The organism is Kitasatospora misakiensis (assembly GCF_042656005.1).
In the GTDB taxonomy this organism is placed as follows: domain Bacteria; phylum Actinomycetota; class Actinomycetes; order Streptomycetales; family Streptomycetaceae; genus Kitasatospora; species Kitasatospora misakiensis.
In genome coordinates, this window is sequence record NZ_JBHSOF010000007.1 from 14316 (window position 1) to 37643 (window position 23328).

Here is a 23328-nt window from a genome sequence, read left to right on the forward strand (position 1 = left end):
CTATCCGATCTTCAGCTGCTTGATCTCCGTGGTCTGGTCGATGTCGGAGGATCTGACCACCACCGACACCACCCAGTTGCCGGCGAGCGGCAGCTGTGCCGTCCCGGTCCAGCGCCCGGTGCCCTCGGGGGTGAGCGGCACGGTGAGCGGGCCGAGGTCGCGGTCCGGCAGGGTGAAGGCGAGTTCGACCTCCGGTACCTCGACCGGTGAGCCGTCCGTGCCGTCCAGCTTCAGGTGCACCTCGTTCGACCCGGTGGCCGCCGGGTTGAGGGTGACGGTCGCGGTGCCCTTGGCGTTCGGCGTCCGGCCCTTGGTGTCGTACGGGAGCTTGAGCTCCACGGTCCGGCCGGGCACCGTCTGCGGGGCGGGCGCCCCACCGGTCGTGCCACCGGTCGCCGCGCCGGTCGTGCCGCCGGCGGTGCCGCCGGCCGTCGCGGGGGCGCCGTTCGCCGAGCCGGCCGCGATCTCGCCCGCCACCCGTCCGGGCGGGGAGTTGGTGAGCAGGGTGGTGACCACCAGGACGGCCACCGCGACCGCCGCCTCGGCCAGCACCGAGCGGCGCAGCCCGGCCCGGGTCGGGGTGAGCCCGCGGTCCCGGTCGGCGTTGGCCCGGGCGGCCCGCTGACGGTCCAGCTGGGCCCGCCGGACCGGGTCGTCGTCGCCGCTCCCGTCCGTGCTGCCGCCGGCCGCGACGGCCGCGAGGGTGACCGCCGCCGGGACGACCTCGGCCGCCTCCTCCGGGGCGGCCCGCAGCCGGGCCAGTCGGCTGCGGGACATCCAGGCGGCGCCCAGCATGGCGAGCACGCAGCCGGTCTTCACCAGCAGCAGCCGCCCGTAGTGGGTGCCGGTCAGCGCGCCCCAACTGCCGAGTCCGCGCCAGGACTGGTAGACGCCGGTGCCGACCAGCACCAGGACGGCGCCGAAGGCGATCTTCGAGAAGCGGTCGGCGACCTCCGCGCCGATCCCCTCGCGCAGCCCGACCAGCATCGCGGCCAGACCGCCCAGCCAGAGCGCCATGGCGACCAGGTGGAGCATGCCGAGCGGCAGCGCCAGCCAGACCTGGATGCCCACCGAGGCGTGGTCGGCGCCGACCCAGGTCGCGGAGAGCGCGACGGTCAGCACGAGTCCGGCCACCCCGAGGCCGAGCCTGGCCTCGCGCAGCGGCCGTTCGGCGGCGCGCCGCTCCAGCTCCCGCAGCTCGGCCTCCTCCCGGTCCCCGCCGGTCCCGGCCGCCCCGCCGGATCCGGCCGACCCGGCGAGGCCCGCGCGCTCCGGCGCGGCCCCGGCGGCGCGGGCCGGGTACTGCCCGAGCTGGCCGACCAGCAGGGACAGGAACACCCCGCCCGCCGCGAGCATCAGCAGCCGGGCCGCCAGCGCCGTGCCGATCCGCTCGTCCAGCGTGGCGCGGATCAGCGACAGGTCGAAGGCCTTGCCGACCCCGGAGCCCCGCTCGTACGGGCCGCGCAGCATCAGCACCGCGACGGTGGACACCAGCAGGGCCACCCAGCCGGTCATCAGCAGCCGCTGGACCGGGCGCCGGGCCGCCCCGGCCGGCCAGCAGAGCAGGACGAAGCCGGCCACGCCGGCGAGCAGCGCGAACGCCGCGTACGCGACCGTCCGGCCGGTGCCGTAGAGCGCGGCGACCAGGCCGTCCGCCTCGGCGTTCCCCAGCGCGGTGGTGGAGACGGTGGTGGCCGAGGGCGCGCCGATCGAGAAGGTGAAGGCGCCGCCGATCGGGTGCGAGTCCTCCGACACGGCCCGCCAGGCGACGGTGTAGGTGCCGTTGCCGAGCCCGGAGCCGAGCCCGACCCGGGCGGTGTCGTCCTTGCCGTCGGCGTGCGCCGGGTTGCCCGTGTCCACCGCCCGGCCGGACGGGTCGAGCACCCGCACCGAGTCCGAGGAGAGCGAGACGGCCTCGCTGAAGGTCAGCGTGACGGCCTGCGGCGCGGTGGGCAGGACGGTGTTCTGCGCGGGGTCGGTGGACTGCAGGGCGGCGTGCGCGGCGGCCGGTCCGGCGCCCGCGAGCAGCAGTGCGAGGACCGCGCCGAGCACGCCGAGCACGCCGAGCAGCCCGGTGATCCGCCGGGCCACCAGAGCGTGTGCCGTTGCGGTCCGACGTCTTGTCGGCGTCCGTCCCATCAGCATCGTGCGATCCCTTACTGCTGGCCGGGCCGGTAGGTGAGCTCCTTGACCGGCACCTTGACGGCGATGGTGCCGGTGCGGGCGAAGGTCAGGTCGAGTTCGAGTTCGTCACCGAGGGCCGGGGCCTTCTGCCACCCCATGATCATCAGATGGGTGCCGCCCCGGGCGAGCTGCAACGCGCCGTGCGCCGGGACGTCCAGCTTCTCGACCTGCTCCATGGTGCTGGCCGTGGAGCGGTGCAGGGTGACCGAGGAGGCGCCGGGGCTGGAGACCTTGAGCAGCTCGTCGCCCTCGCCGCCCTCGTTGCGCACCGTCAGGTAGCCGGCCGCCATGCCGCCGGCCGGCGGCAGCGGGATGTAGGAGTCGGCGACGCTGAGCCGGGCCGCTCCGCCACTGGCCGGGGCGCCGCCGGCACCGTCCTGGCCGCCCGCCCCGCAGGCCACCAGGAAGGCGCCGCCGCCCAGTGCCGTCGCCAGCACCGCCCCTGCCAGCGCCGTCCGGCGGAAGCGGAGGGTGCTCTTCACGCGGCGACCCCCTTGGCGAGCAGCGGCAGGTCGTGCTCGAAGGTCTTCACCTCGGTGCCGCTCAGGTAGAGCACGTGCGCCTTGTCGTCCGAGGGCAGGAAGGCCAGCACCTGGGCGCCGTGGGTGGAGGTGACGGTGCCGTCGGCGTTGACCACCGGGTCCTCGATCAGGATGCCGAGCGACTTGGCCGCCGCCTTCACCTTGGCGAGGTCCCCGGTCAGGCCTATGAAGTCGCTGCCCATCGAGTCCAGCCAGCTGCGCAGCACCTGCGGGGTGTCGCGCTGCGGGTCGGTGGAGATGAACACGACGTCGACCTTCTGCCGCTCCTCCGGGGAGAGCTTCTTCATCGCCACGCCGATGTCGCCCATGGTGGTCGGGCAGACGTCCGGGCAGCTGGTGTAGCCGAAGAACAGCAGCGTCGTCCGGCCGGTGGTCTTCTGCCGCAGGTCGTACGGCTGACCGGAGGTGTCGGTCAGCTGGAGGTCCGGCTTCTCGAAGTTCTTGCCGAGCACGGTGCCCTCGTAGGGCGAGTCGGACTTCTGCTGGACGACCTTGGCGGGGCCGGTGGCGGAGTCGGAGGAGCCGCAGGCGGTCAGGGTGAGGGCGGCGGCCAGGGCGACGGCGGCGGCGCCGACCAGGCGGGCGGTACGGGCGGAGCGGGCGGTGCTGGCGGTGCTGGCGGTGCTGGCGGTGCGGGGCATGGGAAGGTCCGATCGTGTGCGGTGGATCACCGGCGGGGCCGCGCCCGGGGCGCGGGCGCGACCGCGACGGGTGCCGGGCGCGGCCCCGCCGGTGCGGGGGTCAGGAGGCCGAACCGCCGCTCCGGCGGCGCAGGCCGAGGACGCCGACGGCGGTGCCGATCACACCGACCACGATGCCGACGACGCCGAGCACCCGGGCGGTGGAGTCGCTCGCCGTGTCGTCCGAGGAGGCGGCGTCGTTCTTGGCGGCGTCGCCGTGCCCGTGGCCGTCGGCCGCGGGGGTGGCGGTGGCGGTCACGCCGTGGGCGTCGCCGGAGCCGGCCTTGGCGGTCAGCTTCAGCACCGGGGCGGGCTTGGCCGGCTCCGGCTGGCCGTCCTTGGCCTCGTCGATCCAGCGGACGACGTCGCCGTTGTCGTAGCTCTGCAGCGCCTTGAAGACCAGCTTGTCGGTGTCGGTCGGCAGCGGGCCGAGCGAGACGCGGAACTCCTGGAACTGGCCGGGGGCGATCTTCACCCCGGCGTCGGCGGTCCAGGTGATCTTGGAGACGGCCTCGTTGACGTCGCTGCCGTGCACCTTGAGCGGCTTGTCCAGCTTGGCCTTCTCGACGGTGGCGGTCCAGCCCGGCAGCGGCTGGGTCCGGACGGAGGCCAGCGGGTGGTCCAGCGGGAGGTTGACCTCCAGCTTCACGGTGCCGGCGGCGTCGTTCTCGTTCGGGACCCGGAAGTCGACGGCGGCGTAGCCGCCCTGCTCGGCACTGCCCGGGTTCACGGTGACGTGCGCGAACGCGGGGCCGGCCAGTGCCACCACGGAGGCGGCTGCGGCGAGGGCGACGGCGGCGGTACGACGGGCGGGAAGGGAACGCATGGGGTTCGTGTCTCCGATCGGAGGCTCGGCAGGCCCGCTCCCGGGCACGGGAAGGTCCGTGCCACGGCGGGGCCGCGCGGCGTGGGGAGGAAGTGGGGGGAGGCCGCGGGACCGCACGGGTCCGGCGGATACGGCTCGACTGCCGCGTACTCCCGTCCGCCGCCGGACCGGTACCGGTGGGGGACACCGGAGACACGGGGGGCGTGGGGGCGCGGGTCAGTACGCGAACGCCCCGCGCGGCGGGCCGCGCCGCACCACGCTGTGCCGCAGCGCGGCACCGGCCGGCAGCGGGTCGTCCCCACCGCGGCCACCGGACCGGCCGACCGGTCCGCCGGGCAGGCCGAACAGGCCGCGCAGCAGCACCGCGGCCAGCGCGCACGCCGTCCGCAGCGGCTCCGCCGCCCCGGCCCGCGCGGCCGCCGCCGCGGTGATCCGCACCAGCCGCCAGAGCGCGGCCTCGCCGCGCCGCAGCCACCAGCCGGCCACCAGGGCCGCGCAGAGGTGGGCCGCCAGCATCGACGGCGTCATCCCGAACAGCCCGCCCTGCCACCACGGCGTGGCCGCGTACGCCTGCGGGTCCAGACCCGCACCGGCCACCACCTGCTCGGCCGTCGGCCCTCCGGGCAGCCCGATCAGGGTGCCGGGCCGGGCCTCGTTGCAGACCAGCCGACTGGCCACCTGCGGAAGCGTCAGCGGGCCGGAGCCCAGCGGACCGCCGTGGTGGTGCGCGCCGGCCATCGCACCGGCCGCCGCGCCGGCCGCCCCGTGGCCGCCGAAGGAGTGGAAGAGGCAGTGCAGCGCGAACTGGCCCGCACCCAGCGCCCCGGCGATCGCGCCGAGCGAGCGCTCCCGGCCGCCGAGGGCGGTGGCGAACACCAGGACGGCGGCGAACCCGGCCGCGAGCGCGGGCGGGGTGACGTCCCCGCCGGCCGCCAGGGCGTGCCCGGCCGCCGCGATCAGCGTGCACACCAGGGCGAACGGGACCGCCCGGGCAAGCCGCAGGTCCCAGGCGGCGGCCCCCACCGGCGCGTCCGGTACGGGGGCGCCCGGGTGCGGGGCGGCGGCTGGGGCAGTCATGGCCGGGCCATCATCTCATCGCCCACAGCGACCGGATCGGCAGGGTGGGAAATCCCTACGAATGCCCCGTTCGGCCCCGCGCACGGCCCTCCGTGTGCGCTGCTCGGCACATGCCCGTCCCCCCGTCCATCCGCCGAACGGGCGGCAGCGGGCCTCCGGCACGGTTCACCTCCGCACCGCCCGGAGATACCTCGTTATATGTGGAGCCGCAGCCAGGAGGGACCTCCCGTGGACATCTGGTGGACTCTGCACCTCAAGCGCGACCCGGCCAGCGTGCCGCTCGCGCGCCGCATACTGCTCGGCGCGATGGCGACCGCGGGCGTCGACCCGCAGATCGCCCACGATCTCGGCGTCGCCCTCAGCGAGGCCTGCGCCAACGCCGTCGAGCACGGCGCCTGCGGCCGGCCCGACGACGGCTACCAGGTCACCGCGTCGATCAGCGGCGACCTGCTGCGGATCGAGGTGACCGACTCGGGCCCCGGCCTCCCCGGCCCCGCCCAGCCGGCCCGCCGCCCGGCCCCCGCGGCGGCGCCCGCCCGCCCCGCCGGCCGTCCGCAGCCCCGCCACCGCTCGCGCCGCGGCCGCGTCACCGTCCCCGGCCCGCTGCTCACCACCCACCGCCCGCGCCGCGACGGCCGCCCGTACGACACCCACGTCCTCCCCCCGCCCACCGACCCGCTGCCCACCCTCCGCCCGCTCGACCTCGACACCCTCCCCGACCTCACCGCCGAGTCCGGCCGCGGCCTCTTCCTCATCCACGCCCTCACCGACCACGTCCAACTCCGCAACCACCCCCTCCGCGGCGCGATCGTCAGCTTCGACAAGATCCTCAAGTGGCAGGACGGCGCTTTGCTCCGCCGGGCCTCGTAGCGCCGGTACCCCTTCGACGGTCTCTTTGCCGGGGCGACCTGGAACGGCGTCCGAGCTCACCAGCCCCGCCCGCAGCTTGGCTGGCGGGCCTGCCTTGCAAGCACCGTGGCCGCTGGTCAGACCAGGGAAGGCGGCTGCCCGCTCGTCGAGGTCCCTCTGGCCGCTGCTCTCGGCGCGATCAACCTCCTGTCCCAGGAGATCGCCGTGGTTCTCCGCGAGGCCGTCGAGCGCGGAGAACTCCTTGCCGCCCGTTGAGCGTCAGAGTGGCGGGAGCTCGGTCACCCGACATCCACGCGCAACCCACGACGGCAACCGCACACGGATCCGTCGAAAAACGACAGACCTTGGACCTGATCAAGACCGCTGATGTCAACGCGGCTTGTGTGTCTGGTCGTTGTGGTACGTTCCGTCGCCAAACCGAAAATAGGAGACCCCGGCGGTGCGCTAACACCCCGGGGTCCGGCAACAGGAGTCCAACCTCCCGATGCGTGTCCATCGTAGCGCCCACATGCGCAACTTCACCGTGCTGCCCAACAGCCTGTTGCAGGATCGACGGCTGTCCTTCACCGCCCGCGGACTGCTCGCGGACCTCCTCTCCCGCCCTGACGGTTGGCGCGAGGACGGCCGGCACATGGCCGACTCCAGCCCGCAGGGGCGTGGGGCGATCCGCAAGGCTCTGAAGGAGCTGACCGACGCCGGGTACTACCGCGTCGAGAAGATCCGCATGCCCGACGGCACCATCCGCACCGAGACCCACGTCTACGACACCCCGCAGCCGACGTTGCCGGGTGTCACCCGTCCAGTCCCCGGTGAAGGGACCACCGGTGGCGCTGGCGCCCTTGTAGTAAAGGACCTGGTGAAAGAACCCTCCCTCCCCGCAGAGCAGGCCGACGAGCCGGTGCTCGCCGACGAGCCGAAGGCGAGGACGGGAGGGCGGGCGGAAGACTCCGAGGAGGAGACCGGCGAGCAGCCGGTGGTGGTGCCGGACGAGCAGGTCCGCGAGGCGGTCGCAACGCTGTTCCGGGTGATCCGGCCCGAGCCGCGCCTGCGGCTCGGCCAGGCCGAAGCCGAGGACCTCGCGCCCCTCGTCGCGCGGTGGCTGGAGCGAGGCGCGACCCAGGCCGACCTCGCTCACGCCCTGCTGCCGGGCCTGCCCACCCTGGTGCACTCGGCGGTGGCGGTGCTCCGCTACCGCCTGGAGCGCAAGATGCCACCCGCCCAGCCTGCCGTGAGGCCCGCAGCGGCCCGGTACGCCGAGTGCGCCAAGTGCCACGACCCGGTGCCCCAGCCGGGCATCTGCGGCCCCTGCGCGGGCCTGGCGCCCCGAACGCCCGGGGTCGGCGGCGGCGAGGCTTCCACCCGCATCGGTGCGGCCCGCGCCAGGGCAGCCCTGCGCTCGGCAAAGGTGGTCGGGTTGGGCTTGGGGGGCCTGGCCACCACAGGGTAGGTGCCTTTGGATGCCCGCTGCACCCTCAGGGTGCTACGACATGTCGGGCGGGACGGGGAGGTCCACCGCGCAGCAGCGGAAGCCTGTGTCGTCGTCCAGCATGGTGGACGCTGCGTCGTTGAAGGCGGACGGTACGGCGCGGGCGAACGGGCTGGTGAAGGCGCCGGCCTTGAGCTCGTGGCGTCCTGGGGAGGGCTGGTCCTGGCACCACTCCCAGGTGTTCCCGCACAGGTCCTAGACCCCATACGGGCTGACACCGCTGTGGTAGCAGCTGACGGGGGTGGTGGAGGCGAGGCCGCTCTCGCGGCTGTTGCACTTCGCCGGCGTCGGCTGGTTGCCCCACGGGTAGATGTGGCCTCGCGGTCCGCGAGCGGCCTTCTCCCACTGGTGGCTCGTGGGCAGGGTCTTGCCGGCCCATTGCGCATACGCTGCCGCGTCGTCCCAGGTGACGAAGACCACCGGGTGGTCGAGCAGTTCGTCCGGGCAGCTCCCGCCGGGCCAGTGCTGGGGCGCGCGGTGTGAGGTGGCCGCGACGAAGCGCGAGTAGTCCCCGTTCGTCACCGGGAAGACGTCGATGTAGTAGTCGGGCAGCCAGACCGGTTCCTTGCCGGGTCCGGCAAGGAACACCCCTGCCTCGACGAGCGCCATCCGCCGGCCGTCGCCCGGGTGTCGGAGCTGGTGCTGGCGAGGAAAGGGCAGGCTGTCGTCTCCACCCGGATTGGGTAGCACCGAGGGCGATCCGGCGGTGAGTCGGGCGAAGCGCTCGTGGACCTCGGTGTCCGATGAGGCCAGAGACGTGTCCAGGGCTGCCTGGTTCACCGGCCGCGGTGTGATGCCCGCACCCCGAGCTTCCCACTTGGACACCATCCTGGCGCTGATGCCCAGGTGAGCGGCGAACGATTCGATGCTCATCCGCTTCGCTTGACGCAGCGCCCTGACCTCGGCACCGGTCCATGTTTCCACGGTTGCCACCGCAGCTCTCCCGCCCCCACCGTCGTCGCGCCCCCACGCGTGCGTGTTCGGAGGGACAACTACAGCAGATCACCGGGCAGTTCGTCGTACTCCTTGCGAAGCTGCTCGATGACCGGGTGGCTGCTGGGCAGGGTGTGCTCGTCGATGGCGCCGATGGCGCGCACTCCGATGCCGATGTTGGTGGCGAACGCGGCGTCGAAGCCGGCGACGTCGGCCAGACGGACGGTGCGGGTGGTGGACGGGTGGGCTTCGCGCAGGAGCTCCATGGTGGTGCCGACCAGGCAGTCGGCATCGGGCCAGGTGACCTCGCCGTCCTTCACGAAGCCGACGTTCCAGGTCCCACCCTCGGAGATGACCGACTCGGTGTCGACGAACAGCGCGTCGTCGAAGCCGGCGCGCTGGGCGGTGCGTCGGTGGCGGAGCGAGCCGAACAGGCCGACGCTCTTCACCGACGGCATGTCGCGCGTGTAGACGGCGGACTGAACTCGCATGGGGGGAAGGGGAAGCGGCCCGGCGGGTCGAGTCGTCACGAGGACATGGGGCTGTGCGTCCGATCCGACGTGCCCGAGATCCAGCGCGGGATCGAAGATCGTCACACGCACCACGCCGGCACCGTCGGTCGGCGACAGGCGGCGGGCGAGCTCGCGGACGCGGTCCAAGTCGAGTTCCGTGTCGAACACGGCCTGGCAGTCACGGGCCAGCCGGGCCATGTGCAGGGCGAGGCCGCGAACGCGACCGTGCTCGACGCGCATCGAGGTGAAGTGGCCGTAGTTGGTCAGGGCAAGCGCCTGGAGAGAGTCCAGGGCGATCGGGGTGCCGTTCAGTTCCGCCATGCGCTCAGCATGGCACCCGGGCGAGCCGTCGGACCTGGCTTCTCTCAAGCGCGGTGGTCGAAGTTCAGTGGAAGTTCGGTGCCGAGGCAGAGGCAGGACATACCAGGCCGATCACCTAAAGCGTCAACCTGGTCACTCAAAGTTGGCGCCCCTGGCAAGACTGTCCACTCTCCCTGCTGTCATCGGGGAAGCGCGCGGCTTGCAGGCGGCCTGCAGCCCTTACCCGGCTCCCGACCTGGGAGGAACCGTGTCACAAGCACGCCATGGCTTCAGTCAGTTGGAACTGGCGGACAGACCGAGCCCGGTTGCCTGGGCTCGCCGCCACACGGTCGACATCCTGGGCCGCTGGCAGGTCTCGCCCGACGTCATCGAGACCGCTCGTCTGCTGGTCTCCGAGCTCGCCACCAACGCCGTCCGGCACTCGAAGAGCGATACGGTCGGTTCGCTGTTCTCGGAGGCATGCCCGGTACAGACGATCACCTTGGTATTGATGGTCGGCCGTGGCCGGCTCGTCCTCTCGGTGCGGGACAGCGACCGTCGGCCGCCGGTGGTCAAGTCGGTGGGCGAAGACGCGGAGAGCGGCCGAGGGATCTTCCTCGTGGAAGCCCTGAGCGAGCGTTGGGGCTACTACCACCTCCCGGCGGCGGCAGGGAAGATCGTCTGGTCGGAGCTGACGTTGGTCGCGCCGGACCTCAGGGTCGGAGCCGAGCGTCCCCCGAACCCTTCCGATCCGCCCGCGTCCTGCCACCTGGTCGAGGATCAGAAGCGCGGGCAAGCCCCGCCGCTTCTGATGGCCCGCACTCTCGTCGGCCTTCGGGAGCTCTGAGGCGGACCATACCCATGCCCACCCTGGTGGGCCCAAGGGCGAGTGGCCGGCACTGGAATCTCCAGCAGCGACGGCTTCTCAGAGCGTTCCCGCAGCCCGCGCCAATTCGACGGTCAGCGAGTTCCTTGTGTGATTGCTGCCGGAGGCGCTCACCAGCAGAGGCAGCCCGATCCCGGCCGCTTCCGGCCCCGCACCTATACCGATGCAACCGCGATGGGAGAGAACGTGCACAAGTCCGTCCCCACACCCCGCCAGCCCGGGACACCACCTCCCGGACACCGCTACCTGGACTTCCTCGGCGGCCCCAGCCACCTCGTCGACGAGGGCACCTGCCGGGGCTGCTTCATGAACCAGACGGAATCCCACCTGCCGGACATCCTCGCTCCCGTCTACGACGACGGCACCGTCACTGTTCGACAGGACGCCGAATGGGCCGTGCCGGGATTCATGGTCGTCGGCGTCCGACCGCACATCGGCGCCCTCGACGAGATGGACCTCGCCCTCGCCGAGAGGATCGCCCGCATCACGCACTTCGTCCGCCGGGCCATGCGGGAACGGCTGGGCCTGGCCGCAGTGCAGACGTACCAGGAGGAGAAGCTCGACCGCCCGCACTTTCACGTGTGGATGCTGCCCCTGTGGCCGGACACGATGGCCGCCCACATCATCAACCCGCGGATCTACGAATCGAACATCGCCCGGTACCTCACCCTCTTCACCCTCGAATCCCACGAGGCAGCCATCCGCAGGTGCACGGACGAGGTGCGCGACTTCCTTACCAGGACTCCCGAACTGCAGGTCGGCACATCAGCCTGACGCGGTCCGCCGGCACGACGAATCACCTCGTTCCCGAGGAGACGAACATGCGCATCGCACACGTGGCGCCGCTGTGGGAAAGCGTCCCGCCCAAGGGCTATGGAGCCGTCGAGACGCTGGTCGCGGAGCTCACCGCCGCCCAGGTCCTCGACGGTCACGAAATCACGGTCTTCGCCTCCGGCGACTCCAAGGTGGCCGGCAACCTCCACGGCATCGGGACAACGGCACTGCTTGCGGACCCGCGGATCCACGAGCCGGAGGTCTACCGCATGCTGCAACTGGCAGAGGTCCGCGACCGCGCCGACGAGTTCGACGTCATCCACTCCCACGTGCACTCCAACACCGGCTGCCTGGCGATCCCTGTGCTCCACGGCCTACGGACTCCGGTGGTCCACACCGTGCACTGCTTCTTCAACGACGACAACGCACCGCTCTTCCGCCGGTTCGCCGACGAGCGGTACGTGGCGATCAGCCATGACCAGCGCTCCCGCCTGCCCGAGCTCAACTACCTCGGCACGATCCACCACGGCGTCGACCTGCAGGCGTTCCCCTTCGGCGCAGGGGCCGACCCGTGCCCGTACGTGGTGTTCCTGGGGAGGATCAGGCCCGAGAAGGGCGTCCACCTCGCCATCACCGCAGCGAGGCTCGCTGGAGTGCCGCTCAAGATCGCGGGACGGATCAAGCCTCGCGACCAGGTGTACTTCGAGCAGCAGGTACGACCGCACGTGGACGGCGAACAGGTCTCCTTCCTCGGAGAGCTCGACTTCGCGAGCAAGACCGACCTGCTCGCAGGCGCCGCTGGCACCCTGATGACCTCGCTCATCCCCGAGCCGTTCGGACTCGTCCCCATCGAGTCCATGGCCTGCGGGACGCCCGTTGTGTCCCTGCGCACAGGGGCAGCCCCCGAACTCGTCCGACACGGCATCACCGGCTACCTGGCCGACACCGCCCAGGAACTGGCCAACGCCATCCACCAACTCGAAGCGATCGACCGCGCCGCCTGCCGCGCGCACGTGGCCTCCGAGTTCTCGATCCGCCGGATGGCCGACGGCTACGACACCGCCTACCGGACAGCTCTGTACACCTGATCCACCAGACACCGCACTGCCCAGCACCCGTCTCCACCAACCCAGTGAGGCACCATGCGCAGTGTCATCCTCAGCGCGGGCAAGAGCTGCTTCGTCGCCTGTCCCGGCTGCTACAACTACTTCGGCCGAACCATCAGCGACACCTCCCACGTCCTGCTCTTCGCGGCCGGCCTACGCGATCGGTTCGGCATGGAGAAGATCACCGTCGGAGGTGGTGATCCACTCACCCGACCGGACATCCTCCCCCTGCTCAAGGGCCTTTACGGCCTGGGCTACGGCATCCGGCTGGACACCGTGGGCACCAACTTCCTTGGCCCTGCCCGCATCCGCTTCATGGGCACCGGAACGGCCGACCACGTGTCAGCGGCAGAGGTGGCCGCCGTGACCGATCTGATCGGCATCCCCCTCGACGGAAGTACCGACGCCATTCAGCAACAGTTCCGCCGACACGCCACCGTCTCCTCCCAGTTGGCGATCCTCGCGCAGTTGGAGGAAATCGGCGCAGCGACCTGTATCAACACGGTCGTTCACGCCGGCAACACCGACGACCTCGCGGCCATGGCCGAACTGCTCCGTGGATATACCTGCGTCCGGGAGTGGCAGCTCTTCCAGTTCATGCCCATCGGACCGCTCGGCCACCACAACCGCAACCGCTACCTCGTCAACGGCACCGACTTCGAGCAGGCCGCCACAATCGCCAGGGAGAATGCCCCCGGCGGACTGACGGTCGTGGCCAAGAGGGCACACGGCCGCAAGCACCGATACCTGCTGATCGACTCCGCCGGACTGGTATGGACCCCCGAGCAATCGCCCGCCGCCTCATGGCAGAGCGAGGACACCAACGATCGACGGCACATGATCGGCAACATCAGCGATGCCGACATCCTCGACCGGCTGGCCGCCCTGGATGACGTCGACACAGAGGTCGGGGGATGACCAGAGCCGACCTGCTCGTCGTCCTCGCGCATCCCGACGACGAGACGCTGCACTGCGGGGGGCTCATCCACCACACCGCCCGGAACAGCGGCACCGTGGTCACTGTCACCCTCACACGTGGCGGCGCCGGCAGAACCCTCGGCATGTGCACCGAAGCCGAGCTGCCAGCTGTTCGCGAGCGGGAACTGCGTCGGGCGGTCGAGTCCCTGGGCGTTTCCCAGGCCGAGGTTCACGACCTGCCCGACGGCCGTCTCGTGGACCACGAGACGGAGGCAACGAGCCTGGTCCTGGACTCGCTCCGGCGCTGGACACCGCACCGGGTGGTGGCCTTCCCTCCCAACGGGATGAACGGCCACCCGGACCACCGTTCCGCCCACCGGATCGCCCTCGCCGCGCTCGACCGCTACGACCCGACCCCGGAGGTACTGCTGGTGACCAGTACGACTCCGTACACCGAACCGGCCAGACCAGGCTTCCTGGACCCCGCGCAGGTCGAGGCGATGCGCCTACCAGCCACCCTCCGTACCCGGGTGGGCGACAGCCTGGAAGCAAAGCTGCGCGCCATGGGTCACTACGAGACCCAGGCGCGCAGCACCGCAAAGATCCTCCGCTGTTACCCAGAGACACTTCTCACCGAGGTGTTCCACCGGGTGGCCGGCTGACAAGCCGACCTCTTACGCAGCGGACGTCAGCAGCTTACGGACGTGTTCCACCGCCGCGGCCACCGGCACCGACTGGGTCTCGCCGGTGGCCCGGGTGGTGACCTCGACCGTACCGTCGGCCAAGCCGCGGGAGCCGACCGTGATCCGGTAGGGGATGCCGATCAGCTCGACGTCGCGGAACTTCACGCCGGGCCGCTCGTCGCGGTCGTCCAGCAGCACGTCTACCCGCTCGCTCTTCAGCTGCCGGTACAGGCCCTCGGCGCCCTCGACCACCTTCTCGTCCTTGGCTCCGAGGACGACGACGGCCACCTCGAACGGGGCGACCGCGACGGGCCAGACGATGCCCTTGTCGTCGTGGTGCGTCTCCACGATGGAGGCGAGCGCCCGTTCCACGCCGATCCCGTAGCTGCCCATGATCGGGACGACGCGCTCGCCGTCCCGCCCGAGGACGGTCACGCCGAGGGTCTCGGTGTACTTGCGGCCGAGCTTGAAGATGTGGCCCACCTCGATCGTGACCACGACCTCCAGCGGCGCATCGCACTGCGGGCAGGGCTCTCCGGCGTTCACCTCGCGCAGGTCCGCCCACCGCTGTACGGCGATGTCCCGCTCGACTGAAACACCGCGCAGGTGGACGCCGTTGCTGTTGGCGCCGGTGGCCATGTCGGTCCGCCCGCGCAGGGCCTCGTCCGCGAGGATGGGCAGTTCGGCAACACCGACCGCGCCGAGGCTGCCCGGGGAGGCGCCGAGTGCGGCCTGGATCTCCTCAGCGGTCGCGGGCCGCACCGCATTGGCGGCGAGTGTGTCGATGAGCTTCTGCTCGACCAGGGCATGGTCACCGCGGACCAGGACGAGGGTCAGCTGCTCGTCAACCACGTACACCAGCGTCTTGATCTGCCGCTCGGCCGGTACATCGTGCTGGACGGACAGCTCCTCGATGGTGCGCGCGTTCGGAGTGTCGAACCGCTCCGGGGTGTCCAGGCCGGGGCCGTCCACCACAGCGGGCAGGGCGGAAGTCGCCTTCTCGGTGTTCGCCGCGTAGTCGCAGCCGGGGCAGCGGACCACCAGGTCCTCACCGGCGTTCGAGGGGCTCATGAACTCCACCGACGCGCTGCCGCCCATGCTGCCGCTGGACGCCTGTACCGGGATCGCGGGCAGGCCCAGGCGGGCGAAGATCCGCTCGTAAGCGGCCTTGTGCAGGTCGAAGGAGCGGTCGAGTCCGGCCGACTCGATGTCGAAGCTGTACGAGTCCTTCATGGTGAACTCGCGCACCCGCAGCAGGCCACTCTTCGGGCGGGCCTCGTCGCGGAACTTGGTCTGGAACTGGTACCACATCTGCGGCAGGTCCCGGTACGACTTCAGCTCCTGGGACAGGACGGTGAAGATCTCCTCGTGCGTCATGCCGAGCGCAAGGTCCGCGCCCTTGCGGTCCTTGAGTCGGAACATCTCCTCGCCCATTACCTCCCAGCGACCGCTGCGCTGCCAGATCTCGGCCGGGTGCATGGCGGGCAGGACAAACTCCTGGGCGCCGATCGCGGCCATCTCCTCGCGGATGATGTCCACGACCTTGGAGCGGACGCGCACGGCCAGCGGCAGCAGGGAGTAGTGGCCGGCCATGAGCTGCCGGACGAACCCCCCTCTCACCAGCAGGCGGTGGCTCACCGCATCCGCGTCCGCCGGGTCTTCCCGGAGTGTGGGCACGTACAGCTGGGACCAACGCATGGGACCGGAGACCGTCCTCTCGGTGGAACTGCGGAGTGTCGCGGCGGCGCTCACGCCGACAGCACGACGGGAGACGCATTCTAGTGGCGGAGCCACGCCCGAAACGCTCCGTTTTGAGAAGCCCAGGCCAGAGCACGTGGACAGGTCGCATCCGCGTTCGGCGAACGGACGGAGGCATGTTGGCAGGCACCGCGGACGGCACGCCCAGCAGTGACCGTTCCGTCGACGCCATCCGCCGCTACTACGACGATTTCGCCGAGCAGGAGCAGGACCGGCTCGCCAAGGATGTAGCGGGCCGAGTGTCCTTCGAGATCCACCGTCGCTTCGTGGAGAGATACCTGAAAGAAGGTCAGCTAGTTCTTGAGGTCGGCGCCGGCCCCGGCCGCTTCACCACCGTGCTGGCCGAGCACGGTGCCCGCATCGTCGTCACCGACATCTCCCCCGTTCAACTCCAGCTGAACGAGGCCAACGTCACCGCCGCGGGGGCCGAGCCCGCCGTCGAGGCGCGCCACACCCTCGACGTCCGGGACACCAGCCGCTTCCCGGATGCCTCGTTCGATCTCGTCCTCGCCTACGGCGGCCCGCTCTCCTACGCCTTCGAACAGGAACGCCAAGCCCTCGCCGGCCTCCTCCGCGTCCTGAAGCCCGGTGGCATCCTGGTCGCCTCGGTCATGTCCCTCTGGGGCAGCTGGCGGGCCCGCCTCCCCGGAGCCACCCACCTCGCCATCCGCTACGGCACCGACGTCACCGACGCCGTCATCCGGACTGGCGACCTGCGCCACGTACCCGGCATGGTCCACGTCTGCCGCATGTTCACTTGGGAACAGCTAACCATCCTCATCCCCGAATGCGGCGGCGAGATTCTGGCGGGATCCGCCAGCAACTGGGCAAGCCTCGAAGACCCCACTGTCCTTGAGAAAATCGAAGACGACCCGGAGCTTTGGGCGCGGTTCCTCGCCTACGAGACTGCCGCCTGTTCAAGCCTTGGTAGCCGAGACGGTGGCACACACATCCTCTTTGCCGCACGACGCGGCAAGGGCTGAGGTTGCCGTCACGTTCGATACGTGGTGCAGACCTCGGGTCGCGGTCCGCGCCGACGGGCGGCCGAAGCTGGGCGCGCGCCGCCCGGGCGACCCGATAGGGCCGTTGCCGATGTTGCCGCCGGACAGGGGAATGCTGCCGAACTACTGCAAAGCCCTGCGCCAGATGATCGTCCTCAAGGTGCCGCAGATCCCCGCTTCGGACTACTTGGAGCAGGTGGCCGAGTCCCTCGCCACCATCCTGTCCCGGAGGGTGCTCACGGCAAAGCCGCGAACGCCTCCTGCACGGCCTCGCGCCGCTCCGTCCACCAGGCCAGGAAACGCTCGGCGGGCAGGAAGAGGTGATCGCAGGAGTGGTCGTCACGGTCGTAGTGAAAGACCAACTGCCAGTACTCCGACATACGCTTCCACCACAGCCGATCCACCGCGTCCGCCAGCGCCGACACCGGGAGCGAGATCATCGACCGGTAGCCGGCCACGAACGCCGAGGTCCGCTCCAAGTCGAGGAAGCCGTCCTCACCGCCGAACTGCACCGTGGCGGTGCGGGCGACCTCCTCGCCGAACGGCCGGACCCGGATGCGATCCCAGTCGATCACCCCGGCGATCCTGCCGTCGCGCCACAGCACGTTGCGGTGCTGCACGTCACCGTGCGTCCACCCCACTGGACCGACCGCAATCTCGGTGTCGGGGCGCTCTCTGCCGTACTTGTCGAGCAACAGCTTGCGTTCGCCCAGGACCACGGCCGCCTCGGCGTCAAAGGCAGTCGGGCTCTCCAGAGTCGAGATCAGTGCGAGGAACCGGTCCGCCTCAGCGCGGGCTGCCTCCGCAGTGGTCACCGACGTTTTCACCTGCTCCAGCCCTGGCGGCAGCAGGCGAGCGGTCCGCGCGCAGTTCAGGTTCTGGTGGATTTGGCCGAGTAGGACGCCGAGGTCGGTCGCCTGGTCCAGCGTGAGCGAGATACCGGGCCGGTGGCCGCCCTCCGTCCAAGGAATCAGGCAGTATCCGCGCCCTGCGATCTCCACCACCGTCTCCCCGGCGGAGGTCGTCGAGGGCCGCCCGACCGGGACGCCAGCGTCGACTAGCTCCGGGAGGACCGCCAGGTTCCGACGGGCGAGTGGCAGCGGCACATCCATGATCCGCTTCAGCGCGAACCGGCCTCCGACCGTGTCCAGCCGCCAGTTCCCGTTCATCAAACCAGCAGACAGAAAGCGGTACTCCCGAACCTCGCCGAGCCCGAATGCCTCGCCGAGTACGGCCAGATCCTGGGTGATCTCGCTATACCGCGAGCCTCCCGGGACATCGCCAGTCGCTTCCACCACCCAAGTGAGGCTAGCGGCGTGGACCTCCCAACGCGCGAGGTTCACCAACAACGTCAACGGGACGAGCCGTCCGTGGCCGTGGCACGCGAACGGTCCAGGTTGGCTGCGGGGCGACCATGCTCGCTGCCAGGTCGACCGTAGGCGCGGGGCAGCCTGCCGCGGCGGGCGCCAGGCAAGCCGGCCCGCGCTGCGGATCCGGCCGCCGAGTCGCCCCAATGCCACCTAGGATCGGCCGGGCAGAGCACAGAGTCCGAGAGGAAACCCGATGGCTGACGCGAGCAGCGTCCCGGATGACATCCAGCGTCGCATCGACGAGGTCCAGGCCCGGATGACCGAAGAGGTCTTCGAGGGGATGCTCGCGAAGGCAGGGGTCGACCCCGCCGATCTGGCCGCGCTGCTGGACGTCCTTGCGATCGGCATCACCAATGGCGCCTGGCGCAACAGCTGCGTCGAGAACTGGCACGCCGAGGGGCGCCTGTCCGACGGTGACATGATGCGGGTCAACAGCCACACCACCCACGGTGTGCGCCAGCGGCTCCGGGGATGGACGAGGGAGTTCGGCGTCATCACCAGTGACGGATTTACAGGGCTCACCGTGGACGATGCCGATGCGCTCGGCTATCGGCTCTTCCGTTGGCTGACCAATCCCGCGCGGAAGCTCGCGACCGGTGCCATGCTCGGCGATCTCGCACGGACCGAGGCGGACCTCGACGAGTACATGGAGCACGCTGACCAGAGCCTGCGAGGCTTCGTCGCGCAGATGGAGGACAAGGGTGTCCGCTTCGGCCTGCTCCGCACGGCTTGCCACGGTGCCCTGGCCTGCCAGCAGTGGTGGGGCCACCCAACCTGGCCGGCACGCGTGGACCAGTTCATGGCGATGCTCGACAACCCGGAAGATGCCAACTGGGGTCCCGACGCGGAGTACCGCGAGCGACTGCTGCCCGAGCCGCCCACCCTGCAGGACCACAGCACCCTGCATGCGACGCTCCTGAAGGCGCCATGGGAACTGGACAGCGACACCGCCGAGTGGATCACGGACGCCGGCATCGGTTACCTGACGCCGCTGACGGACGCGCCCCGCACGAGCTGACAGGGCACACCACCGCGGTGCCCCGGAAGACATCCGGCCCTACCTCAGGTGGCTTGGACTGCAGCAGTTCGGGCGGCACCAGCAGGATGCTCAGCCCGAGCTGCGTCGGCGCGGCCAAACATGAGCCTGCCAGCTCGCTGACCTCTTGAAAGCTGGAGCCGTGTGACGGAAAAGCGGCGGTCCGCGAACCGATTATTAACAAGTCGCTGACAGAAGCGGACAGCAAGGATCAAGATATCCGGCATGACTGTGCCGCTGCCGCGCGTGGAACCAGACCTCTCCAGCGTAGTGACTCTAAGTCAGAACGGCGCCAAAGGACGCTATGGCGTCTCGTATGTGCGTTCGATAGTGAGTCAGGCGGGCGTCGGCTTCACCGAAACCTCGCCCGACGAGGACGTCCTCGCGGTCGACGCCACTGTCGACTTTGCGCTCGCGCCGGCACGGCTTCAGATCAAGTGCACAGGTGGGTTCTCGATCGCAGGCAAGAGTGCCACATGGCAATCGGAACTCTACTGGCGGGAGCAGTGGTCGCAGAGCCTGCTGCCCGTCTACTTCGTTCTTGTGATCTTGGACGTCGACGATCGCCCGCAGTGGATCAAACACCACGAGACTGGCACCGACCATAGAGCAGCGGCGTTCTGGGTAAGGGTGAACCAGACGGAGGCAGGGGACAAGATCCGGATCCCGAAGTCGCAGCGGTTTACCGCTGATGTACTCAGGCTCTGGCACGAGGAGGTTGAGGCATGCTTCTCGCCAGCGGCATAGGAAGCCCTCCGGTGCGGATTCCAACGATGCCCCAGTTGCGTGCCTATATGAAGCACACCGGGTGGTCGAGCCAGCCGCCCGGGACCGGAGGCGCGATCTGGATCAAGGGGGAGGCCAAGATTGGGGTCCCGGCTGTCTCCAAGAATGATCCCGTGATCGCGAGAGGCATCCTGGAACGTCTTGCCCAACACGAGCGCATCTCCGTGGCTGCCCTCGCACCCAAGATTCGCTATCACCGCATGGATGTGACTCTCCTGCGGGCCGCGAACGACCACCGGATCACAGACACCATCCCGTTTGAAGCAGCAGCGACTGTAATCGGCTCGGCCCGAAAGCTGTTGCGGGCCGCAGGAACCACCGCCTGGCACGAGCGGGGAGACATCGCAGGGAACTACGCACGCCGTGGTGACGAGGTCCTCAAGAGGGCCCGTATGGATCACACCCAGGAGGGCTCCTTCATCATTCCTGTGCTGGTTCCGCTCCCCGACCCGCCAGCGGTCTCAGAGGGGCAGATGCCCTTGCCGGACATGGAGCTCTACACTGCGGCTCCCGAACCGTTCGAACGACGGGTCACCAGGACGTTCGCTCAGTCGATCATGGCCGTAAAGGAGATCATTGTCGACCCGGAAGGAACTCCCTCTGTCGGCGACCTCCATACCGTCGTTGAACGAGGTGTCAGCAGGGAATTTTGTTCGGCCCTGGCTCAGATCCTGGCCGAGCCGGCAATCGGGGAGTTCGAAACGACCTTCGACTGGGCCGAGTCTCTGCCTGGCCCAGCCACTATGCCTGACTCCATTTCCATCGACGGTGATGCTCACCGGAAGATCGAAGAGGCTGCGGCCATGCTCAAAAGGACCCGCATCGACGCAAGGTCGAGCTTCTCGGGAAACATCATCGAGCTACGGCGGCTGACGAAAGACCCCTTCGGCTACGTGACGATCTCCACGGTCCGTCGCGGACGTCTGTCCGAGATCCGCGTTCGATTGCCATTCGCCCACTATCAGGAGGCTGTGTCATGGCACCAGACACAGAGAGCTGTAATCGTGGAAGGGGAGGTACTAGTTGGCATCGGTCGTCGCCTGATGGTTGACAACCCAGTGAAGTGCCGACCAATCGATGAGTTCCAGCCCACTCTTGCATAGCCGACGACCGAGACAAGAACGATGCTGGGGGCCTTTTCGGCCCCGTACCCGAGGTCGGGTGCTCCGGGGTGGTGGATCTTGCAGCATCGGCAGGGCACATCTGTGGCACACGAGGGCCCAAAGTGCCGCTGACCAGTGCGAGCTACTGAAGGTAGTTTCGCCTGGTCAGTGGCACTTTTACGATCGAACCCACAGGTCACGGGCTTGCGGGGTCAAAAGATCCTCAAGTGGCAGGACGGCGCCCTGCTGCGCGCCGTGTCCTGAGCGGGCACCGCCGTCGGCCGGTGGCCTGACGACGGCGTCCCGTCCGCGCGGGTGTGCGCGGACGGGACGTCACCGTTGTCGGAGGGGTGGTCAGCCGCGGGCGGCCTTGCGGCGGCGGGCGACGAGGACGGCGCCGGCGCCGAGGGCGATCGCGATGCCGCCGGTGACGGCGAGCGGCACGGTGCTGGAGCTCGCGCCGGTCTCGGCCAGGTGGCCGCCCGTGGAGCCGGTCGAGCCGGTGGTGCCTGCGGGGGGCGCGGTCGCCGTGCGGGTGGCGCTCGGCGAGGGCGAGGCGCTCGTGGTCGGCGTGGCGGTGGTCGACGGCGACGGGGTCGACGTGGCCGGGGCCTTGTTGACGACGTTGATCGGGCCCTTGAACGACCCGGTCAGCCGGTTGCAGGTGTACTTGACGTTCTCCGGGCCGGCGCCCCACGGCAGGACCTCGGAGTTGCCGGTGACGGAGAGGTCGTACTGCGAGTTGATCGTCGTCGCGTCGGCGGTGAGCCTGATCGTCACGGTGATCATTTCGTTCGGCTTGACCTGGAAGGAGCCGAGGGAGATCGGGGTGTGGGCGCCGGGCGGCAGGGCCGGTGCGGTCCAGGCGCCGTCCTGGACCTTGACGAGCGACTTGGGCAGCCCGAGGCCCTTGATGCCGTCCACCAGGTAGTCGATCCGGAACTTGGTCAGCGTGGTCGAGCTGGTGTTCTGGAACGAGACGGCGATGTCCTGCGACGCGCCGTCCCGGGTGAGCGTGATCGAGGAGGCGGTGGTGTGCACCGGCATCTTGACGTCGCGCTGGTACTGGCAGCCGTCGGGCAGGGTCGGCGTGGCCGACGGGGTCCCAGTGGCCGAGGCCGAGACCGTGGCCGTGGGCGTGGTCGCCGCGGCGGACGGCGTTTCCGTCGCGGCGGCCGAGGGGCTGGTCGTCGCGGCGGCCGAGGGGCCGGTCGTTGCGGCGGCGAACGCGCCCGTGGTGCCGGCGACGGTGGCCGCGGTGGTCAGCGCGAGCAGGGCCGCCGCAGTGGTGAGACGGGAAGTGCGCACGATCAGGGCTCCGGTGGTGGGAGTGTCGGTCGGCAGGATGTTCGTTCGATTGACAGCCGAGGCGCGCGAACGGTTGTACGCCCGCCTCGGCTGTCGTTCCCGGTCCGACTCAGCTGTGCGAGCCGGCCTTGCGGCGGCGCAGCACGAGCAGCGTCCCGGCGCCGGCCGCGAGCACGGCGGCACCGCCGACGGCGATCGGCAGGGTGTTGGAGCTGGAGCCGGTGTCGGCCAGGTGCGGCCCGCTCGCCGCGGACGGCGAGGCGGAGGGCTTGGCGGTGGCGGACGCGGCGGTGGTGGCCGTGGTGAGTTTGAAGGTGCCCTCGTAGTAGTTCATGTACTGGGTGCAGCCCTTCTTGTCGTCCCTCGCCGGGTGGGGCAGCACGCTGTTGTCCATGGGTGTGTCGCCACCGCCGAAGTTGCCCCAGTAGCTGCCGAGCGGCGCCTTGTCGGTGGGCGTGACGCGGAACTGGAGGGTGAGCTTCGCGCCCTTGGCGAGCTTGAAGTCGCCGGTGTAGACGACGCGGTCGTTCAGGACGCCGGGCTTCCAGTCCTGACCGGGCACGCGGTACTGGACCGTGAAGAAGTCCTTGCTCCACGCGACCGGACCGCGGTCGTCCTCCGGGTGGGTGTCGGTCAGGTAGAGGTAGGTCATGAAGTTCGGCAGGTCGACGCCGCTGAGGTTCTCCCAGGTGACGGTCACGTCCTGGGTCGCGCCCGGCGCGCCCGTGGCGCCCCACAGGCCGGTGCCGGTGGCCTTGAGCCAGTCGACGCCCTGGTACACGCCGCCCGAGCAGGCGAATCCCGGCGCGGTCGTGGGGATCAGGGTCGGCGGGACGGTGGGGTGCTGGGTCGGGGTGGTCGGCGGCTTCGTCGCGGTGGCCGACGGGGAGGTCGACGGGGACGCTGACGGGGAGGCGCTCGCCGTCGGCGAGGTGGTGCCGCCCGGGGAGGTGGTCGCCGAGGGCGTGCCAGTGGCGCTCGGGGTGCCGGTGGGGGCGGCCGTGGACGGCGCGGCCGTCGTCGGGGCGGGCGAGACGGCGGCGGCGCCGGCGGTGGCCGTGCCGACCGTCGCGCCCAGGGAGAGCGCGAGCAGCGTGGACGCGGCCAGGAGGCGGGAAGTGCGCACGGTCTTGGCTCCAGCTTTTGATGAAGTCTGTCCGAATATGGGCGACTTGGCGTCTGGCAATGA

The 23328-nt window shown here is 70.3% G+C and carries 23 protein-coding genes; 12 read left to right on the plus strand and 11 right to left on the minus strand.

Features of this window, described 5'->3' with window-relative positions; translation table 11 throughout:
* From ACFP3U_RS08015 to ACFP3U_RS08035, 5 genes are all read right to left on the minus strand, one after another.
* Positions 1-2091, minus strand: coding sequence for a FixH family protein (locus ACFP3U_RS08015; protein ID WP_380224568.1), 2091 nt, complete (start codon positions 2089-2091; stop codon positions 1-3).
* A 65-nt stretch (positions 2092-2156) separates the two neighbouring features.
* Positions 2157-2666: a copper chaperone PCu(A)C gene (locus ACFP3U_RS08020; protein ID WP_380224569.1), complete on the minus strand. Its 510-nt coding sequence runs from the start codon at positions 2664-2666 to the stop codon at positions 2157-2159.
* Positions 2663-3367 (minus strand): SCO family protein, encoded by a 705-nt coding sequence (locus ACFP3U_RS08025; RefSeq protein ID WP_380224570.1) that lies wholly within the window; start codon positions 3365-3367, stop codon positions 2663-2665. The genes ACFP3U_RS08020 and ACFP3U_RS08025 overlap by 4 nt, the downstream gene beginning before the upstream one ends.
* 100 nt (positions 3368-3467) lie before the next feature.
* A complete protein-coding gene (locus ACFP3U_RS08030) occupies positions 3468-4232 on the minus strand; it encodes a YcnI family copper-binding membrane protein (protein WP_380224571.1) in 765 nt (254 codons plus the stop codon).
* Positions 4233-4448: 216 nt separating this feature from the next.
* On the minus strand, positions 4449-5309 hold the full coding sequence (locus ACFP3U_RS08035) for a hypothetical protein (RefSeq protein WP_380224572.1): 861 nt from the start codon (positions 5307-5309) through the stop codon (positions 4449-4451).
* A 228-nt stretch (positions 5310-5537) separates the two neighbouring features.
* Here ACFP3U_RS08035 and ACFP3U_RS08040 point away from each other — a divergent pair, with 228 nt between their 5' ends.
* From ACFP3U_RS08040 to ACFP3U_RS08050, 3 genes are all read left to right on the plus strand, one after another.
* Entirely contained in the window at positions 5538-6179 is a 642-nt protein-coding gene (locus tag ACFP3U_RS08040; RefSeq protein WP_380224573.1) for an ATP-binding protein, read from the plus strand.
* A gap of 105 nt (positions 6180-6284) precedes the next feature.
* Entirely contained in the window at positions 6285-6434 is a 150-nt protein-coding gene (locus ACFP3U_RS08045; protein WP_380224574.1) for a hypothetical protein, read from the plus strand.
* A 229-nt stretch (positions 6435-6663) separates the two neighbouring features.
* Positions 6664-7626 carry a hypothetical protein gene (locus ACFP3U_RS08050; protein ID WP_380224575.1) on the plus strand — a complete coding sequence of 321 codons (963 nt, stop codon included), beginning with the start codon at positions 6664-6666 and terminating at the stop codon, positions 7624-7626.
* 234 nt (positions 7627-7860) lie between these two features.
* On the opposite strand, the gene ACFP3U_RS08055 is transcribed toward ACFP3U_RS08050, so the two are convergent.
* Both ACFP3U_RS08055 and ACFP3U_RS08060 read right to left on the minus strand, forming a co-directional pair.
* Positions 7861-8598: an SUMF1/EgtB/PvdO family nonheme iron enzyme gene (locus tag ACFP3U_RS08055; protein WP_380224576.1), complete on the minus strand. Its 738-nt coding sequence runs from the start codon at positions 8596-8598 to the stop codon at positions 7861-7863.
* A gap of 59 nt (positions 8599-8657) precedes the next feature.
* A complete protein-coding gene (locus tag ACFP3U_RS08060; protein ID WP_380224577.1) occupies positions 8658-9431 on the minus strand; it encodes an aminotransferase class IV family protein in 774 nt (257 codons plus the stop codon).
* A gap of 247 nt (positions 9432-9678) precedes the next feature.
* Here ACFP3U_RS08060 and ACFP3U_RS08065 point away from each other — a divergent pair, with 247 nt between their 5' ends.
* The 5 genes from ACFP3U_RS08065 (at position 9679) to ACFP3U_RS08085 (ending at position 13756) form a co-directional block, all read left to right on the plus strand.
* Positions 9679-10257, plus strand: a complete 579-nt coding sequence (locus tag ACFP3U_RS08065) for an ATP-binding protein (RefSeq protein ID WP_380224578.1) — start codon at positions 9679-9681, stop codon at positions 10255-10257.
* Between the two features lie 213 nt (positions 10258-10470).
* Positions 10471-11070: a hypothetical protein gene (locus ACFP3U_RS08070; protein ID WP_380224579.1), complete on the plus strand. Its 600-nt coding sequence runs from the start codon at positions 10471-10473 to the stop codon at positions 11068-11070.
* Between the two features lie 47 nt (positions 11071-11117).
* On the plus strand, positions 11118-12158 hold the full coding sequence (locus tag ACFP3U_RS08075) for a glycosyltransferase family 4 protein (protein ID WP_380224580.1): 1041 nt from the start codon (positions 11118-11120) through the stop codon (positions 12156-12158).
* 54 nt (positions 12159-12212) lie between these two features.
* The gene (locus ACFP3U_RS08080; RefSeq protein ID WP_380224581.1) at positions 12213-13094 is read left to right on the plus strand and encodes a radical SAM family protein; all 882 of its coding nucleotides are present in this window, start codon (positions 12213-12215) and stop codon (positions 13092-13094) included.
* Positions 13091-13756: a PIG-L deacetylase family protein gene (locus ACFP3U_RS08085; protein WP_380224582.1), complete on the plus strand. Its 666-nt coding sequence runs from the start codon at positions 13091-13093 to the stop codon at positions 13754-13756. Before ACFP3U_RS08080 ends, ACFP3U_RS08085 begins: the two co-directional genes overlap by 4 nt.
* Before the next feature lie 12 nt (positions 13757-13768).
* Here ACFP3U_RS08085 and ACFP3U_RS08090 read toward each other — a convergent pair whose 3' ends face one another.
* A complete protein-coding gene (locus ACFP3U_RS08090) occupies positions 13769-15475 on the minus strand; it encodes a proline--tRNA ligase (protein ID WP_380224583.1) in 1707 nt (568 codons plus the stop codon).
* Positions 15476-15651: 176 nt separating this feature from the next.
* On the opposite strand from ACFP3U_RS08090, the gene ACFP3U_RS08095 reads away from it, so the two are divergent.
* Complete coding sequence (locus ACFP3U_RS08095) at positions 15652-16518, plus strand: class I SAM-dependent methyltransferase (protein ID WP_380224584.1); 867 nt, start codon at positions 15652-15654, stop codon at positions 16516-16518.
* A 254-nt stretch (positions 16519-16772) separates the two neighbouring features.
* Here ACFP3U_RS08095 and ACFP3U_RS08100 read toward each other — a convergent pair whose 3' ends face one another.
* Entirely contained in the window at positions 16773-17834 is a 1062-nt protein-coding gene (locus tag ACFP3U_RS08100) for a phosphotransferase (RefSeq protein WP_380224586.1), read from the minus strand.
* 265 nt (positions 17835-18099) lie between these two features.
* On the opposite strand from ACFP3U_RS08100, the gene ACFP3U_RS08105 reads away from it, so the two are divergent.
* The 3 genes from ACFP3U_RS08105 (at position 18100) to ACFP3U_RS08115 (ending at position 20831) form a co-directional block, all read left to right on the plus strand.
* Positions 18100-18924 carry a hypothetical protein gene (locus tag ACFP3U_RS08105; protein ID WP_380224587.1) on the plus strand — a complete coding sequence of 275 codons (825 nt, stop codon included), beginning with the start codon at positions 18100-18102 and terminating at the stop codon, positions 18922-18924.
* A gap of 243 nt (positions 18925-19167) precedes the next feature.
* Positions 19168-19689 carry a DUF4365 domain-containing protein gene (locus tag ACFP3U_RS08110; RefSeq protein WP_380224588.1) on the plus strand — a complete coding sequence of 174 codons (522 nt, stop codon included), beginning with the start codon at positions 19168-19170 and terminating at the stop codon, positions 19687-19689.
* On the plus strand, positions 19668-20831 hold the full coding sequence (locus ACFP3U_RS08115) for a hypothetical protein (RefSeq protein WP_380224590.1): 1164 nt from the start codon (positions 19668-19670) through the stop codon (positions 20829-20831). The genes ACFP3U_RS08110 and ACFP3U_RS08115 overlap by 22 nt, the downstream gene beginning before the upstream one ends.
* Before the next feature lie 354 nt (positions 20832-21185).
* Here the strand turns inward: ACFP3U_RS08115 and ACFP3U_RS08120 are convergent, their stop codons facing one another.
* A complete protein-coding gene (locus ACFP3U_RS08120) occupies positions 21186-22139 on the minus strand; it encodes an LPXTG cell wall anchor domain-containing protein (protein WP_380224592.1) in 954 nt (317 codons plus the stop codon).
* Between the two features lie 109 nt (positions 22140-22248).
* Complete coding sequence (locus ACFP3U_RS08125) at positions 22249-23265, minus strand: LAETG motif-containing sortase-dependent surface protein (protein ID WP_380224593.1); 1017 nt, start codon at positions 23263-23265, stop codon at positions 22249-22251.
* Between the last annotated feature and the right edge of the window lie 63 nt (positions 23266-23328).